This window comes from Bacillus sp. NEB1478, assembly GCF_031582965.1.
Lineage (GTDB): Bacteria > Bacillota > Bacilli > Bacillales > Fictibacillaceae > Fictibacillus.
The window spans coordinates 202666-220585 of the sequence record NZ_CP134049.1 but is presented as its reverse complement, the minus strand read 5'-3'; the positions used below and the strand labels follow the sequence as shown (position 1 = coordinate 220585).

General features: G+C 42.4%; 13 protein-coding genes. 1 reads left to right on the top strand and 12 read right to left on the bottom strand.

Annotated features, from left to right (window positions below):
* Positions 1-135: 135 nt before the first annotated feature.
* On the bottom strand, positions 136-999 hold the full coding sequence (gene fba / locus RGB74_RS01050) for a class II fructose-1,6-bisphosphate aldolase (RefSeq protein WP_310761143.1): 864 nt from the start codon (positions 997-999) through the stop codon (positions 136-138).
* A gap of 239 nt (positions 1000-1238) precedes the next feature.
* Entirely contained in the window at positions 1239-1616 is a 378-nt protein-coding gene (locus tag RGB74_RS01045) for a response regulator (protein WP_310762955.1), read from the bottom strand.
* Positions 1617-1778: 162 nt separating this feature from the next.
* Here RGB74_RS01045 and RGB74_RS01040 point away from each other — a divergent pair, with 162 nt between their 5' ends.
* Entirely contained in the window at positions 1779-2318 is a 540-nt protein-coding gene (locus RGB74_RS01040; RefSeq protein WP_310761142.1) for a DUF2529 family protein, read from the top strand.
* Between the two features lie 262 nt (positions 2319-2580).
* Here RGB74_RS01040 and RGB74_RS01035 read toward each other — a convergent pair whose 3' ends face one another.
* The 10 genes from RGB74_RS01035 to RGB74_RS00990 all read right to left on the bottom strand — a co-directional run bounded on the left by RGB74_RS01035 (position 2581) and on the right by RGB74_RS00990 (position 17749).
* On the bottom strand, positions 2581-4182 hold the full coding sequence (locus tag RGB74_RS01035) for a CTP synthase (RefSeq protein WP_310761141.1): 1602 nt from the start codon (positions 4180-4182) through the stop codon (positions 2581-2583).
* Positions 4183-4533: 351 nt separating this feature from the next.
* The gene (gene rpoE, locus RGB74_RS01030) at positions 4534-5073 is read right to left on the bottom strand and encodes a DNA-directed RNA polymerase subunit delta (RefSeq protein WP_310761140.1); all 540 of its coding nucleotides are present in this window, start codon (positions 5071-5073) and stop codon (positions 4534-4536) included.
* 510 nt (positions 5074-5583) lie between these two features.
* Positions 5584-8847, bottom strand: coding sequence for a fused isobutyryl-CoA mutase/GTPase IcmF (gene icmF / locus RGB74_RS01025; protein WP_310761138.1), 3264 nt, complete (start codon positions 8845-8847; stop codon positions 5584-5586).
* Between the two features lie 16 nt (positions 8848-8863).
* On the bottom strand, positions 8864-9487 hold the full coding sequence (locus tag RGB74_RS01020) for a TetR/AcrR family transcriptional regulator (protein WP_310761137.1): 624 nt from the start codon (positions 9485-9487) through the stop codon (positions 8864-8866).
* 9 nt (positions 9488-9496) lie between these two features.
* The gene (meaB, locus tag RGB74_RS01015) at positions 9497-10453 is read right to left on the bottom strand and encodes a methylmalonyl Co-A mutase-associated GTPase MeaB (RefSeq protein ID WP_310761136.1); all 957 of its coding nucleotides are present in this window, start codon (positions 10451-10453) and stop codon (positions 9497-9499) included.
* Positions 10454-10736: 283 nt separating this feature from the next.
* Positions 10737-11876 carry an acyl-CoA dehydrogenase gene (locus RGB74_RS01010; RefSeq protein ID WP_310761135.1) on the bottom strand — a complete coding sequence of 380 codons (1140 nt, stop codon included), beginning with the start codon at positions 11874-11876 and terminating at the stop codon, positions 10737-10739.
* A 16-nt stretch (positions 11877-11892) separates the two neighbouring features.
* A complete protein-coding gene (locus RGB74_RS01005) occupies positions 11893-13032 on the bottom strand; it encodes an acyl-CoA dehydrogenase (protein WP_310259926.1) in 1140 nt (379 codons plus the stop codon).
* Positions 13033-13456: 424 nt separating this feature from the next.
* Positions 13457-14290 (bottom strand): 3-hydroxybutyryl-CoA dehydrogenase, encoded by an 834-nt coding sequence (locus RGB74_RS01000; protein ID WP_396136085.1) that lies wholly within the window; start codon positions 14288-14290, stop codon positions 13457-13459.
* A 33-nt stretch (positions 14291-14323) separates the two neighbouring features.
* Positions 14324-15505, bottom strand: a complete 1182-nt coding sequence (locus RGB74_RS00995) for an acetyl-CoA C-acetyltransferase (RefSeq protein ID WP_310761133.1) — start codon at positions 15503-15505, stop codon at positions 14324-14326.
* 111 nt (positions 15506-15616) lie between these two features.
* Positions 15617-17749, bottom strand: coding sequence for a 4Fe-4S dicluster domain-containing protein (locus RGB74_RS00990; RefSeq protein ID WP_310761132.1), 2133 nt, complete (start codon positions 17747-17749; stop codon positions 15617-15619).
* Positions 17750-17920: the final 171 nt, after the last annotated feature.

The window sequence follows — 17920 nt, the reverse complement described above, 5'->3', positions numbered from 1 at the left end:
GTAAAGCAACTGACATTCAGTACGAAAAACATCAGACTGCAAAAATTTACACTCCTATAGTGTAAAGGAAACCGCCTACAATGTATAGGCGGTTTCCTTATAAAGTATAATTTTCAGGTGTAACAAATGAATTGATTACGCTTTGTTTGAAGAACCAAATTCACGCATTTTCCCTTGAACTGTTGTTTGGATCGCATCGCGCGCAGCAGTTAGGTATTTACGAGGATCATATTGGTCCGGATTAGCTGAAATATATTCTTTAACAGCTTTTTGTGAAGAAATTTGGTTTTCCGTATTTACGTTGATTTTCGCAGTCCCTAAAGAGATCGCTTTTTGGATATCTTTAGTTGGAATGCCAGTACCACCATGAAGAACTAAAGGTATACCAGTTAGCTCCATTACTTCTTTCATGCGGTCAAAGCCAAGGTTAGGCTCACCTTTGTAAGGTCCGTGAACAGATCCTAAAGCAGGTGCAAAGCAATCTACTCCAGTTTCACGAACTAGCTGATCGCACTCAGATGGAACAGCGTAAGCAGCTTCAGCATCGTCAACGATTAAATCATCTTCTTGTCCACCGATACGGCCAAGTTCTGCTTCTACAGAAACACCGTGGATGTGTGCAAGCTCAACAACTTTTTTCGTTAATTCAATGTTTTCTTCTAACGGGTGATGAGAACCATCAATCATAACTGATGTAAAACCAGCGTGAATCGCTTCGGCACATTTTTGGAAGCTTGAACCATGGTCTAAGTGAATCGCTACAGGAACAGTTACTTTGTACTCTTCCATAAGTGCTTTTACCATAGCAACAGTAAGCTTAAATCCGCCCATGTAACGAGCAGCACCTTCAGAAACCCCAAGAATTACAGGAGAGTTTTCTTCTTGTGCAGCTTTCAAGATCGCTTGTGTGAACTCAAGGTTGTTCAAGTTAAATTGACCAACTGCATAATTTTCCGCTTTTGCTTTTTCAAGCATTTCCTTCATTGAAACTAAAGGCATGTTACAGTCCTCCTTATGATTTGGCACGAGCAAACCAACTACATTTTTATATTTTTGAAACGTCTACAGCAAAAAGAAGCCATTTTAGTTTACCTTTCATGGCGGCTTGCTAAACATTTCATTTTGCTCATTTTCATTCCTAGTATAGCATACCAATATCGCCGGAAAACCGCAACAAATCAACGTTTTCGGAGTGTAACCGCTACCATTGGCTACATGACTGACTTTTTCTTTTTTTATTAAGAAGGTGTGTTTAAAGGAAGTTCTTTCCTGACTGCTGCCCGTATTTCGTCAATGTCAAAAGGTTTTGCAAAATGAGTGATCGCTCCGAGTTTCATTGCTTCGTGAATCATGTCTAATTCACCATAAGCAGTCATAATGATAACCTGGATCGTCACGTCATGCTTTTTAACACGGCGCAAAATCTCAAGTCCATCCATACCTGGAATTTTCATATCCAAAATAACGAGATCCGGACGGTCCTTCTCTACAATTGACAAAGCCTGTACACCATTTGCTGCTTGGTACGTTTTATAACCTTCCTTTTGAAAAATTTCGTTCAAAAGAATCCTGATGCCATATTGATCGTCGACAATTAATATTTTCGCGCTCATTATTGCTCACCTCATTAAGTTCATTTGTGTATGTAATACCATTCGCTATATTCTAAGATTTTCCTGCTGCTTATCGTGAAATGAATTGTTAAATTAAGTATACTAAATTCATGAGCATATTACCGATAAATAATTGATATTTAAATACTGCAAGGGAGTTTTACAATGTTAAAAATATTTTCAACGCAAGTATCAGGACTGTTAAAATCCATTTCCGACAAAGAAGAACAGCAGATCGAGGAAAGCTCCAGGCTGCTGGCACAATCCATCCTGTCTGACGGAACAGTATATTTTAAAGGCTTTGGTGAAATGGAAGCGGTTGTGAGCGAGGCACTTCTTGGCGAGAATCCTTTTAAAAAAGCCGAAAGATTTCGTAATGATTCGTTGGATGAGCTTCTTCCAGTCGACAGTGTTGTCGTAGCTTCAAGGTTTCAAAATGACGAAGGAGCACTGGCTTTTTGCGAAAGAGTAAAGGAAGTTGCCGATTGCCATGTCATTTTAATCGGCGGATATCAAAAAGAGGAAGTAAATTCGGATATTAAAGCCGATATCGTCATTGATACGAAAGCCGTTCGCGGTCTGGTGCCGCTGGATGACGGATCACGTGTTGGATTTCCATCAGGATTGAGCGCTTTGTTTGTTTATTACGCACTATTTTTGACGACAGAAGAAATTCTTGAAGAATATGAATTGGATGAGGAGTAAGCTTGGCCGCGAGCCAAGCTTTTTTCGTTATAGAAGACAGTTGAAAGCAGGAATCCTCTTGAGACATACATTTTATTTGAAAATGTATTTATGAGAAGAACACTAGGAGCCGTCTTATTAAATATCGATAAAAAAACAGTGTATATCGAAACTTTTCTGTTAGATATCCACCTTTTTAAATGTGATATCGCCAAAAAACAATATAAAATCGACGAGATACAAAAAACCGGCATGCACATTATGCGCACTGCCGGTCTCAATATTAGTTCTTCAATTGTGTTACTGCACCGATAAAATCACGGAATAATGCTTGCGGGCGAGTTGGTCTTGATGTGAATTCCGGGTGGAACTGAGACGCTACAAACCATGGATGATCTGCTAACTCGATGATTTCAACAAGTCTTCCGTCTGGCGAAGTTCCGGAGAATATGAAGCCCGCTTTCTCCATTTGTTCACGATACTCGTTGTTGAACTCGTAACGGTGACGGTGTCTTTCATAAACTACTTCATCATTATAAGCATCGAACGCTTTTGTATCCTCTTTAATTTTACAAGGATACAGACCAAGTCGAAGTGTTCCACCTAGATCTTCAATGTCCTTTTGTTCAGGAAGCAAATCGATTACCGGGAACGGTGTTTCAGGCATAAGTTCTGCAGAATGCGCACCTTCTAAACCAAGAACATTACGCGCAAATTCAACAGAAGCCAGCTGCATGCCTAAGCAGATTCCTAAGAAAGGAATTTTATTTTCACGTGCGTATTGAGTCGCTAAAATCTTTCCTTCTACCCCTCTGTCGCCAAATCCGCCCGGTACTAATATACCGTCAGCGTCTTTCAGCAATTCAGTCACGTTCTCAGGTGTAACTGTTTCAGAGTTGATCCAGTCGATTTCGATATCTGTATCGAAGTTGTAACCCGCATGACGAAGCGCTTCAACAACTGAAATGTACGCATCTTGAAGAGCTACATATTTTCCGACTAATGCAATCTTCACTTTTCCAGAAAGGTTCGTTACCCGCTCGATCAATGCTTTCCATTCGTTCATATCAGGCTCGTGTGTTTCAAGTTTCAAATGCTTGCAAACAAGCTCGTCCATCTTTTGTTCTTGAAGGTCGATCGGCACTTGGTAAAGCGTATCAGCGTCACGTGCTTCGATAACCGCTTTTGGATCGATATCACAGAACAGACCAATTTTGTCCTTCATATCTTGAGGAACTGGGAATTCCGTACGAACAACGATGATGTTCGGCTGAATTCCTAAACTGCGAAGCTCTTTAACACTATGCTGAGTCGGCTTTGTTTTCATTTCACCAGCTGCACGGATGTATGGAATCAGCGTACAGTGGATGTACATAACATTCTCAGAACCAACGTCGCTCTTGATCTGACGAATTGCTTCTAAGAAAGGTAAGCTTTCGATATCCCCTACAGTACCGCCAATTTCTGTGATTACAACGTCTGCATTTGTTTCACGACCAGCACGGAATACACGTTCTTTAATTTCGTTCGTAATGTGCGGGATAACTTGGACCGTTCCACCAAGATATTCGCCGCGGCGCTCTTTTCTAAGTACAGTAGAATAAATCTTACCTGTTGTTACAGAGCTGTATTTGTTCAGGTTAATATCGATAAAACGCTCATAGTGACCTAAATCCAGATCCGTTTCAGCACCATCGTCAGTAACAAAAACTTCACCATGCTGATAAGGACTCATTGTCCCTGGATCAACGTTGATGTATGGATCGAACTTTTGCGTTGTTACTTTTAGACCGCGGTTTTTAAGCAATCGTCCAAGAGAGGCTGCTGTGATCCCTTTTCCTAAAGAAGATACAACCCCGCCTGTTACAAAGATGTACTTTGCCATGATTTATTCCCCCTAATTTTTCTAAAATAAGTATGTGCTTTTAATCCTTTTTCTACTAACATGGGAGTGCCTGATGCACAAAATTTGTAAAAATAAAAAGCAAAAGTGACACTTCCCCTATGGTTAGGGGGCACTTTTGCTCGATTCATCATATCATTTAAATCATTATTTAAATAAGCTACAGGAATAGCCCAAAAATGATATTACCCGACTCCACTCACGGTGTCAAGATGCTAGAAGTAATGCGACCATATTTATCATTGATTTTTTTTACGGAACGAAAGGATATCCCACCGTTCTATAATTCCATATAAAAAACCGGTAATCTGCCATTACCGGTTTAAAACAGTGTTAGAGCTTATCTTCATCCTCGTCTGTATCTTCATCGTCTTCGTCGTCGAAGTCTTCATCGTCGTCTTCGAATTCAAGCTCTTCATCATCATCATCTTCATCATCATCATCGTCGTCACTGTCATCATCAGACAAGTCGTCGTCTTCCTCCACGAACTCGTCATCAGCGTCTATTTCATCAAAGTCTTCATCATCGAAGTCCTCTTCGAAATCATAATCATCTTCAGAAGCTTTTTTGCGTTTTGTCGGTTTATTAGTAGCCCCCAGCTCTTCTTCACTGCTTTCTACAGGGTACCACGTTTTTAATCCCCATTGGTTGTCACCTAATGAAACGAAACGTCCATCAATATTCATATCTGTGTAAAAGTAAGCAATACGAGCTTCAACAGCTGTTTTAGTTAATCCTTTAATTTCAGTAATTTGTTTTACTAAATCATAGAATTGCACAGGTTTCTTTTGATCTTGTAAGATTTCGAATGCGATTTCTACCATAGACATTTCAGAAACTTGCTCTTTCGTATACGTCTTTAAAATAGCCACAGCGGCACTTCCTTTCCTTCTTCTCAACACTCATTTATATCAACACATTGTGCTCATTCTCTAGAAGAATCATACTCTTCATTATAAACAAAATAAAGGATGATTTGCTAGTGTAATCCACTTAAAATTTTATGCAGTGTTTAATTGTTTAATATTCTCTCATTTTATGAATGGTCATATAAAAGATCAAGGTGAACTTGACAGGTTGAATCTAACGTGGAATTATTAGGCATTACTGTGGAATTATTAAAATGAACGTGGATATATAGGACTTTACCGCTGAATTATTGAAATTAACGTGGATATATGGAACTTTACCGTGGAATTAATTAAAAATGAGCGTTTCAAAAGCGTAGAAACAACAAAAACTTTAGGATAGGACGACCTGTTTAACGGCTTTGTCTTGTTTTTCAATGAAATGGCAGCCAAAAGCGGCAAAATGTCTTTAATATAAAAAAAACGGCTCTCAGAGATTAATTTCTCTTTTGAGCCGTTTCCTTTTTAAAAAAACTACATATTTCTGCGGTATTTCCCGCCTACTTCATAAAGAGCACCAGTTATCTGGCCAAGACTAGCGAATTTAACGGTTTCCATCAATTCCTCAAAGATATTGCCGCCGTTAAGTGCAACGGTTTTCAAACGCTGGATCGCCTCAGCTGTCTGATCCTTGTTCGAATTCTGGAATGCATTTAAATTCGTGATTTGCTGTTCTTTCTCTTCTTTCGTTGCGCGAGCAAGCTCCATGTTGAACTCTTCATCTGATGGCTGATTCGGATTCAAGTACGTATTAACACCGATGATTGGAAGTGAACCGTCATGCTTTTTCATTTCATAATACATCGACTCTTCTTGAATCTTTCCGCGCTGGTACTGTGTTTCCATCGCACCTAGCACACCGCCTCTTGTGTTCATTCTTTCAAACTCTTGAAGAACCATTTCTTCTACGAGGTCTGTTAATTCTTCAATGATGAACGAACCTTGAAGAGAGTTTTCGTTACGTGCAAGACCAAGCTCTTTCGTAATGATCATCTGAATCGCCATCGCACGGCGGACCGATTCTTCCGTCGGTGTCGTGATCGCTTCATCGTAAGAGTTCGTATGAAGTGAATTACAGTTATCCTGCAGAGCCATCAGCGCTTGAAGCGTCGTTCTGATGTCGTTAAAGTCGATCTCTTGTGCGTGAAGAGAACGGCCTGACGTTTGAATATGATACTTCAGCTTCTGACTTCGCTCGTTCGCTTTATATTTATCACGCATAACCGTTGCCCAGATTCTTCTCGCTACACGACCGATCACACTGTATTCCGGATCCAGTCCATTAGAGAAGAAGAATGAAAGATTCGGAGCAAATGCATTGATATCCATGCCGCGGCTTAAATAATATTCCACATACGTAAAGCCGTTCGCGAGTGTAAACGCCAGCTGTGTAATCGGATTTGCTCCCGCTTCTGCGATATGATAGCCAGAAATCGAAACCGAGTAATAGTTGCGTACTTCATGGTCAATAAAGTATTGCTGTATGTCGCCCATCATACGAAGTGCAAATTCAGTGGAGAAGATACATGTGTTCTGTCCTTGATCTTCTTTTAAAATATCAGCTTGAACCGTTCCGCGAACAGATGCCAGCGTTTTAGCCTTAATCTCAGCTGCTTCTGCTTCATTCGGCTCACGACCGTTCGTTTCAGCAAAAACTTTCATTTGCTGTTCAACAGCTGTGTTCATAAACATCGCTAGAATGATTGGCGCAGGTCCGTTGATCGTCATCGAAACAGACGTGGAAGGCGCTATCAGGTCAAAGCCGTCATATAGCTTTTTCATATCATCAAGCGTACAGATGCTTACTCCGGATTCTCCAACTTTACCGTAAATATCAGGACGGTGATCCGGATCTTCGCCATAAAGCGTTACAGAGTCAAAAGCTGTACTTAAGCGTTTCGCATCATCGTCTTTAGAAAGATAATGAAAACGGCGGTTCGTTCTTTCAGGTGTTCCTTCACCCGCGAACTGACGCTTCGGATCTTCTCCTTTACGTTTGAACGGGAAAACACCAGCTGTATAAGGGAATGAACCTGGAACATTTTCTTTCATGATCCATTTCACGATTTCTCCCCAGTCTTCAAACTTTGGCAGAGCGACTTTCGGGATATCGAGACCCGATAGACTCTTCGTCGTCAGTTCCGTTACGATCTCTTTATCGCGAATTTTTGTAACAAACTCTTTCCCGCTGTACATTTCTTTCAGCTTCGGCCATTCTTTTAACATTTTTGAAGTCAACGGATGTATTTGTTCTTCTACCTTTTCAAGGGTGTTGTTCAATGAAGATTCTATTTCTTCACCCGCTGCGTTATATTCTTTTACCGTTTCAAGTGTTCCTTTAAGCTGGAATGCTTTTCGTGCAAGCTTCGATTGTTCTTCAACCGTTTCGTGATATTTACGGACCGTTTGAGAAATTTCGTTCAAATATTGAGCACGCTCACCAGGGATGATGACGTTCTTCTTTGCTGTCATCGCCTCAGCAGCTGACTGGATTCCCCAATTCACACCGCTCTTTTCTTCGATTGTTTTCATCAAATGATAGAACAGTACGTTCGTACCGGCATCGTTAAATTGACTTGCGATCGTACCGAACACAGGCATCTCATTCAAGTCTTTATCAAACCAGTTACGAGAGCGCTGATATTGCTTTTTCACATCGCGAAGCGCATCTTCAGAGCCTTTACGCTCAAATTTGTTGATGGCGATCAAGTCTGCATAATCGATCATGTCGATCTTTTCCAGCTGGGAAGGAGCGCCGAATTCACTCGTCATCACATACAACGCAACATCAGAGATTTCAGCAATGCCTGCATCCCCTTGACCGATACCGCTCGTTTCAACAACGATCAAATCGAAATTAGCTGCCTTCGTTACAGCGATTGCGTCTTTAATTGCATCTGAAAGCTCCGACCGTGAACCGCGTGTTGCCAAGCTTCTCATATAAACGCGAGGATGATAGATTGCGTTCATACGGATTCTGTCACCTAAAAGAGCGCCGCCTGTCTTTTGTTTCGTAGGATCAATCGAAATAATCGCGATCGTCTTATCATCACATTCATTTAAGAAACGGCGTACGAGTTCATCCGTAAGTGAACTTTTCCCCGCTCCCCCAGTTCCTGTAATCCCTAAGATAGGTACTTTTTTCTCAAGACCTTTTAAAGCAGATAGTGTCTGTTCAGCCGTTGCTGCAATCTCTTCAGTTGCCTGCTTCGCATTTTCAGCAAGTGTGATCAGACGTGAAACAGAACGCACATCGCGCTCTTGAAGTTTTTCCACTTCGTCAGTTAAAGATGTAACCGTCTGAAAATCACATTCTTCAACCATTACATTGATCATACCTTGAAGGCCAAGCAATCGACCGTCTTCAGGAGAGAAAATACGTGTCACACCATATGCATGAAGTTCCTTGATCTCAGGCGGGATAATAACACCGCCACCGCCGCCAAACACTTTAATATGGCCTGCTCCGCGTTCATTTAAGAGATCGATCATGTACTTAAAATATTCCACGTGCCCGCCTTGGTAAGAAGAGATCGCGATTCCTTGCACATCCTCCTGAATAGCAGCACTCACGACTTCGTCAACCGAACGGTTATGTCCAAGATGAATCACTTCACAGCCATTTGACTGTATGATTCTTCTCATAATGTTGATCGAAGCATCGTGTCCATCAAAAAGACTGGAAGCGGTTACGAAACGCACCGGATTTTTCGGCCGGTAAATGTCTGTCTGGCTCATCGTTTTCATCCTTTCGTTATGCTCCTTTTATGCCGTGAAGCAATTGCTGGAGCTGTAATTGTGTATATTCTTCAATCGTGTACATCTTTTGCAAGGCCCACCGTCTGAACGTCCACATCTGACCGATGATCAAAATGTTATGAGCAGCGGCCTGAATCTCTTTATCGCTTAAATCCAGCTCACCTTCTAAAACGGATTTAGCTAAAAGTTTTTCAAAGATTGCTGTCATCTCTAGTTCTTTTTTCAACACATACGGCAACGCTTCGGCAGATAGAGATTTTGCTTCCTGATACATGACGAGCACCTCATCCTGCATGTCATCCATCACTTTAAAATAAGCCGTGATTGCTCGTTCCACGCCTGTTATTCCGCTGTCATCCTCATTGATATCCTGCTTCAGTCTTGCCTTTACGCCGTCATAGATGCTGTCACAGACGAGATACAAAATATCTTCCTTTGAGCGGATATATTCGTAAAGCGTTCCAATGCTGAATCCTGAAGCTTTTGCAATTTCACGGGTCGTCGTCCTGTGAAATCCGTTCTTTTTAAAAAGGGATACCGCCGCTTTTACCATTTCTTCACGGCGTTTTTGAATTAATTTTTCGTCTTTAACAAGTGAAGGTACTTCTTTTCTTCCCAATGGCCTCCCTCATTTCTCTTCCCTGTCTGCCGGCTGATTTCGTTGTAACAGGATTTGTTCTGCTGCTGTATAAGGGTCTGTAGTGCCATCTTGTAAGTCGGTCAGCCAGGAGAATCCGTTTTTCTGTTCTTGTGCCCAAACTTGCTGGAAAAGTTCATGCTGAACCACTTCCATCACTTCAACTTTTAAATTGGCAAGCTTCCGTTCTGTTCCTTCTCCACTATCTATTAAATACGTTTTGTGAGCTAAGAGTGCATCCCACATCTCTTGTAATCCTATATTTTGTGTAGAAATCGTCTGTACGACAGGCGGTCTGTACGGACTATCATGCTTCACAAGATCGAGCATCGCTTCAATCTCCGCTAATAGCTTCGGTACACCTGGCATATCAGCTTTATTGACGACAAAAAGATCCGCGATTTCCATGATTCCCGCTTTGAACACTTGAACGACATCCCCGCTTCCCGGATTCAGTACAACTGCTACCGAGTCTGCAAGTTTCATAATGTCGAGTTCAGATTGGCCGACTCCTACCGTTTCAATCAGTATCACATCAAAACCATACGCATCCATCAGCCTTACCGTTTCCTTCGTCGACCGGGACAGGCCTCCGAGACTTCCACGTGTCCCCATACTGCGGATGAACACACCCGGATCTGTAAAATGGTCAGCCATTCTTACACGGTCTCCGAGGATCGAGCCGCCGCTAAAAGGACTTGTCGGGTCAACTGCTACGACCGCAACCGTTAATCCTTTTTTGCGAAGAAAGGTAATAAGACGGTTAACGAGTGAGCTTTTCCCGGCACCAGGAGAACCTGTAATACCGATCCAGTGAGCTCCTTTTTGCATCGGATAGATGCTCTTTAGCAGCTCTAGCCGATTAGGACCGTTATTTTCAGCCACTGTGATTGCCTTGGCAAGTGCCCGTTCGTCTTTTTTCTCGAATCTTGCAGCTAATGGATGCATGGTTTCCTCCAGACGTTTTTCGTAAACTTTGTTAGACCTATTAAAATGGGTGGTTGATTTGCGCTTCAGGATGCTCGCTTTCCGCGGGGCAAGCGGTGAGCCACATTCGTACGTTTCACGTATAAGTGTCTCACCTGCCCGCCTGTCCCGCAGGAGTCTCGCACCTTCTACTCCAATCAACTTCAAAGGAGTACTGTCGCAAATATTTCATAGAAAAAACTTTTCACGGAAGAACTGAAAAAAACTTCTTCCTAACATCCCACTCCTAAACCTTGAGCAAAATCTATTTTAAAAGCATCTTAGAAATAACGAGACGCTGAATTTCTTGTGTTCCTTCGTAGATCTGTGTGATTTTCGCATCACGCATGTAACGTTCTACTGGATACTCTTTTGTATACCCGTAACCGCCGAATACTTGCACGGCATCTGTTGTAACTTCCATCGCAATGTCTCCTGCAAAAAGCTTCGACATCGCAGATTCTTTTCCGTATGGAAGACCTTCAGACTCTCTCCAAGCCGCTTGATAAGTTAAAAGTCTTGCTGCTTCTACTTTAGTCGCCATATCGGCAAGCTTGAATCCAATTCCTTGGTTCGCCCCGATGGCTTTCCCAAACTGTTTGCGTTCTTTCGCATAAGTAACGGATGCATCGAGTGCACCTTGCGCGATCCCGACAGCTTGAGCTGCAATTCCATTACGTCCGCCATCAAGTGTCATCATTGCAATTTTGAATCCTTCGCCTTCTTTACCAAGCAAGTTTTCAGCAGGAACACGGCAATCTTCGAAAATGATCTCTAATGTCGGTGATGAACGAATCCCGAGTTTCTTTTCTTTTTTACCAAATGAAAATCCAGGTGTTCCTTTTTCAACGATAAATGCTGAAACGCCTCTTGTTCCTGCTTCAATATCTGTACGCGCAAACACAACATAGATCTCAGCATCGCCAGCGTTCGTGATGAAAATTTTTGATCCATTGATGATGTACTCATCGCCGTCTTTTTTCGCTGTTGTTTTCATATTTCCAGCATCAGAACCTGAACCCGGCTCAGTTAAACCGTATGCTCCGATTTTCTTTCCTTCTGCCATTGGACGAAGGAACTTTTGCTTCTGCTCTTCATTTCCGAATTTGAAGATCGGCCACCCAGCAAGTGATGTATGTGCAGAAAGGGTTACCCCTACTGACGCACAAACGCGTGAAAGTTCTTCTACTGCAATTACGTAGCCAAGAAAATCGCCGCCAATCCCGCCGTACTCTTCAGGCCACGGAATCCCGCAAAGTCCAAGCTCACCCATTTGATCAAAAATCGCACGGTCAAAACGCTCTTCCTCGTCTCTTTCTGCTGCAGTCGGTTCTACTTCGTTCTTCGCAAAATCACGTACCATCTTACGGATCATTTCATGTTCTTCTGATAATAAAAATTGCATAACTATTCTCTCCCTCTTACCCTAGTAGGTGTTTACTGAGTACCATACGCTGAATCTCGCTGGTTCCCTCATAGATCTGACACACTTTCGCATCCCGGAACAATCGCTCAACTGGATATTCCTTCGTGTAGCCATATCCACCGTATATTTGCACGGCTTCGATTGCCGATTTCATTGCCGTTTCTGAAGCATACAATTTAGCCATCGATGCTTCTTTTCCACATGATAAATTGTTTGTTTTCAAATCTGCTGCTCTATACGTTAAAAGTTTAGCCGCCTCCACCGCCGTTGCCATATCCGCCAGCTTAAATGCTAACCCTTGATTTGCACCGATCGGCTTGCCAAACTGTTTTCTTTCTTTTGCATATTTTGTTGCATATTCGAGAGCCGCTTCAGCGATTCCAAGTGATTGTGCCGCGATTCCGATCCGGCCAGTGTCCAAGTTGCTCATCGCGATTCTAAAGCCTTCCCCTTCATTGCCCAGCAAGTTTTCAGCAGGTACACGCGCATCCTCGAAAACGATTTCGCACGTATTCGATCCGTACAGCCCCATTTTTTTCTCTTTTTTTCCTACTGAAAATCCTGGTGTATCTTTGTCTACAATAAAGGCGGAAATGCCGTAGCTTCCTTTATCAGGAGCTGTTGAAGCAAACACGATATACACATCCGCTTCGCCTGCATTCGTGATGAAAATTTTTGAACCGTTCAGCACATAATGATCACCATGTTTTACTGCTCTTGTTTTTAAGCTTGCTGCATCAGAACCTGAACTCGGTTCTGTTAATCCGAACGCACCAAGGTACTCTCCACTCGCTAGCTTAGGAATGTATTTTCTCTTTTGTTCTTCATTTCCAAAATAAAGGATCGGATTCGTTCCAACGCTTGTATGAACTGATAAAATGACACCAACTGTCGCACTGACCTTCGATAACTCGTTGATCGCGATGATGTAGGAGGTGAAATCCATCCCTGCTCCGCCATACTCTTCAGGAATTGGTATCCCCATCAGCCCAAGCTCTGCCATTTTATTGATCAGATGACGCGGAAACTTTTCCGTCTCTTCCATTTCTTCGATAGCCGGTCTAATCTCTTTTTCTGCAAAATCCCGTACCATCTTCTGCATCATCTTTTGCTCTTCCGTAAACACGAGGTTCATGGACTCTCCCCATTTCTCTTTGAAATGCTGAAATGACCGTTTAGCCATGACAAGCACATAACTCTTGACTGAAGACACGCTTTTTGTGTCATAGGGAAAGAGGAATGTGACCTCGAGGGGCTGGTCATTGAAGCTGGACATCTCGAAATGCTGAAGCGGCTCGCCCAAAAGCGACAAGCACATAATCTCCTGACAACGGATACGCTTTTTGTATCCTAGGAGGGAGAGAATGTGACCTCGAGCTTTTAGCCGCTGAAGCTGGATCTATCTATCTTAAGATCCAGCAATATATAACTATTAAAGAGCTTTCCTTCTCAAAAAGACAAAATAGCGTTTTGTCTTTTTGTGGGGTCAGACCCCTTTTGCTCTACATGAGCACCGCAAGGACAAAATTAACGCCGAAATTCGATGTGTATACTAGTTTTTAAGCGTAGGTGTAGAAACCTTTGCCAGACTTCTTACCCAACCATCCAGCTTTAACGTATTTTCTTAAAAGCGGACATGGACGATACTTATCATCACCGAAGCCTTCTTGCAGTGTTTCCATAATGTACAGACATGTGTCGAGTCCGATAAAGTCTGCGAGTGTCAGCGGTCCCATCGGGTGGTTCATTCCGAGTTTCATAATTTCGTCCACTGCTTCTGGTGTTGCTACTCCTTCATAAACCGCGAAAATCGCTTCGTTGATCATCGGCATTAAAATTCGGTTTGAGATGAATCCTGGAAAGTCGTTTACTTCTACAGGTACTTTTTGAAGCTTTTTCGAAACCGCTTCGATCGTTTCATACACATCATCGGCTGTTTGCAGACCACGAATGATTTCTACAAGTTTCATAACCGGTACCGGGTTCATGAAATGCATACCGATTACTTTTTCCGGACGCGCTGTCGCTGCTGCAATTTCTGTGATTGGAAGAGATGATGTGTTTGACGCTAAAATCGTATGATCTGGTGCATATTGGTCCAGCATCTTAAACAATTGTGTTTTTACTTCCATGTTTTCAACGATTGCTTCAATAACAAGGTCAGCTTTAGAGGCATTTTCTAAAGAGACAGAAGAAGTCAGGCGAGAAAGGATTTTTTCTTTTTCCCCCTCTTCCATACGGCCTTTTTCAACTTGACGGTTTAAGTTCTTTTGGATATTTCCGATCCCTTTTTGTACAAATTCCTCTTTAATATCATGCAAAATCACGTCATAACCTGCCATCGCGCATACTTGGGCGATACCTGAACCCATTTGTCCTGCGCCGATCACCATAATTTGTTGAATGCTCACTTCTTTTTACCTCCCTTATTTCACTTCTACTAAGATAGCGTCGCCTTGGCCGCCGCCTGAGCAAATCGATGCGATCCCAAGTCCGCCACCTCGTCTTTTAAGCTCATGTATTAATGTAAGTACGATGCGTGTGCCGCTAGCCCCAATCGGGTGACCGAGTGCAACCGCACCACCGTTTACGTTCACTTTTTCAAGATCAAGACCAGCAAGCTCAGCACTTGTTAATGCTACTGCTGCAAATGCTTCATTGATTTCAAAAAGGTCGATTTCTTCAAGTGATTTTCCTGTTTTCTTCAAAAGTTCTGTAATTACAAGTCCTGGAGTCTTCGGAAAATCTTTCGCTTCAACTGCGATAGCCGTATGTCCTAAAATCGTCGCCATCACTTCTTTGCCTTCTTTAGCTGCTCGTTCCGCACTCATAACAACAACCGCGGCAGCCCCATCATTTACACCAGGTGCATTACCTGCTGTAATCGTGCCATCTTGCGAAAATACTGGACGTAATTTTGCAAGTGATTCTACTGAAGTATCTTTTCGTGGTGACTCATCTCGAGAAACCAGAATCGGATCTCCTTTCCGCTGCGGCACTTCAACCGGAACAATCTCTTCAGCAAAAATGCCGTTTTCGATTGCTTTATTCGCTAAATCATGACTGCGAAACGCCCACTCATCTTGACGCTCACGGGAGATCTCCATCTCTTTCGCTACATCGTTTCCGTAGATCCCCATATGCACGCCAGTAAATGTACAAGTTAATCCGTCATGAACCATCAAGTCTTTTACTGTGCTGTCACCCATACGAAAACCCCAGCGGGCTTTCGGCATAATGTACGGTGCGTTGCTCATCGATTCCATTCCGCCTGCTACAATCACTTCTTCATCACCAGCTCGGATAATTTGATCTGCAAGTGTGATCGAACGAAGTCCTGATGCACAGACTTTGTTAATCGTTTCCGTCTTTGTTTCCCAAGGCAATCCCGCTTTTTGCGCCGCTTGACGTGAAGGAATCTGACCTTGGCCGCCTTGAAGGACACAGCCTAAAATGACTTCATCAACTGATTCAGGTGAAACATTTGCACGGTGAAGTGCTTCTTTAATTGCGATACCGCCAAGATCTGAAGCAGTTAATGTACTTAATCCCCCGCCAAACTTACCAACAGGCGTCCGAGCACCACTGACGATAACTGACTTTGTCATATTAAAACCTCCCAGTGTCATTTAGTAAACGCTTACAAAAACCGAGCGAACGCTCAGTCGACTTCTGTTCATTAGGGAAGCCGCCAGATTTAACTGGCGACTTTTATTCATTTATTGAACCATTTCTTGCTTTTGTGAGCCGAATAATGATTTTTCTAAGATTTCTACTACGTCTAAGGTTTGAACTTGATCTTCTACTTCTTTTGCTTTTGTTCCATCACTCAGCATCGTTAAGCAATAAGGACATCCGCTTCCGATCATGGTTGGGCTAACCGCAAGAGCCTGCTCTGTACGAGCCACGTTCACACGCGATCCTGCTTTTTCTTCCATCCACATCATTCCGCCGCCTGCTCCACAGCACATGCCGTTTTGACGATTTCGATCCATCTCAACGACCTTCACACCTGGAATGGCTTTTAAAATATCGCGCGGTGGTTCGTAAACCTCGTTGTAACGGCCTAAGTAGCATGAATCATGGTACGTGATTGTTTCATTCACTTCATGCTTCGGCTGAATCTTTCCTTCTTTGATCCACTCAGCTAAAAGTTCTGTATGATGATACACTTCTGCTTCCAGACCAAATTCAGGATATTCATTTTTAAACGTGTTATAAGCATGCGGATCAATCGTAATAATTTTCTTCACTTCATGCTTTTTAAACAATTCGATATTCGCATTCGCCATCTCTTGGAACATGAACTCATTCCCAAGGCGGCGAGCTGTATCACCCGAGTTTTTCTCTTTGTTTCCTAAGATCGCGAACGTAATGCCTGCTTCGTTCATGATCTTCGCTAATGAAAGAGCAATCTTTTGCGAACGGTTATCATAAGCACCCATGGAACTTACCCAGAACAGATACTCGAATTCCTCACCCGCTTTTTCTTTCTCTTTAACCGTCGGAATTGTGATTTCTTCTTTTAGTTCGCGCCAGTTTTCGCGCTCTTTTTTCGAGATCCCCCAAGGGTTTCCTTGCTTCTCGATATTTTTAATTGCACGCTGTGCTTCAGGGTCCATTTTACCTTCTGTCAATACGAGGTAACGGCGCATATCGATGATTTTATCAACATGTTCGTTCATAACCGGACATTGATCTTCACAGTTACGGCAAGTCGTACACGCCCAGATTTCTTCTTCTGTCATGACTTCACCGATCATCGCCACATCATAAGAAAGTGCAGATGATCCGTCTGTTGCTGCAGCGGTTTCTTGTGCCCCTTTTCCTCTTGCTTCAAAAGCAATCTGGTTGCCTTTTGTGTTTGAGAAAGCAAAGGCAGGCATCCAAGGTGTACGGGATGTAACAGCCGCACCTTTCTCGGTTAAGTGATCACGCAATTTAACAATCATGTCCATTGGAGAAAGCATCTTTCCTGTTCCGGTAGCCGGACAGACATTTGTACAGCGCCCGCATTCTACACAGGCATATAAATCAACTAATTGCTTTTGATTGAAGTCCTCGATTTTGTTAACGCCGAAAACTTCTTGTGTTTCATCTTCAAAATTAATTGAAGCAAGCTTTCCGACCTTATCTTTTCGGCCCAGCCATACATTCAGAGGACCGGCGATTAAATGTGCATGTTTCGATTGAGGTACATACACAAGGAATGTTAATAAGAATAATAAGTGAATCCACCAAGAGATGTAGAAAAGGACGACCGCGCCTGTTTTCCCTATAAAACCAAGGACAAACGCAAGCCCTGATGCAATAGGTGCTGTCCATTCATACGGCATGTCATGCCAGATGATCTCGGAAGCATTCCCTAATAAAACGGAAAGCATCAGACCACCGATAAATAATAGAACCATCCCTGCTTTGAAACCGCGTTTCAGACGTACGAGCTTTTCCACGTACCTTCTATAAAAAGCCCACACAACCGCAACCATAATCATGAAGGTTACAATTTCCTGAAAAAACGTAAACCCTGGGTAAAGCGGGCCTAGAGGCAAATGAGATCCTGGATTAAGTCCTTTCCAGATAAAATCAATCGCTCCAAACTGGACAAGAATAAATCCGTAAAAGAACATAACGTGTATGATTCCGCTTTTTTTATCTTTCAAAAGCTTCTTTTGTCCAAATACGTTTACTAAAACAGCTTTAATTCTTTCTTGTACTGTGTGATCAAACTCTACTTTTTTCCCCAGCTTGATATATTCGTATCTTGTTTTAACCACATATGCGAATAAATATAGTCCGTAAGCGGTTACAAAAAGAAATGCAAGCCAGTTAGCTATCATTAAGCCGTTCATCCCTTATCTCTCCCTTCCCATCGCTGCAAAACTTTATTCTTTCTCTTTCCATTATTCAAAAAGAAATCAATTTTCTGACATCATTATATCACAAAAAATAAATGAATGAGCATTCAGTCGCCATCATCCTAAAAATTTTTTTCTTTCATGAGGGTATACTAAAAAGAATGT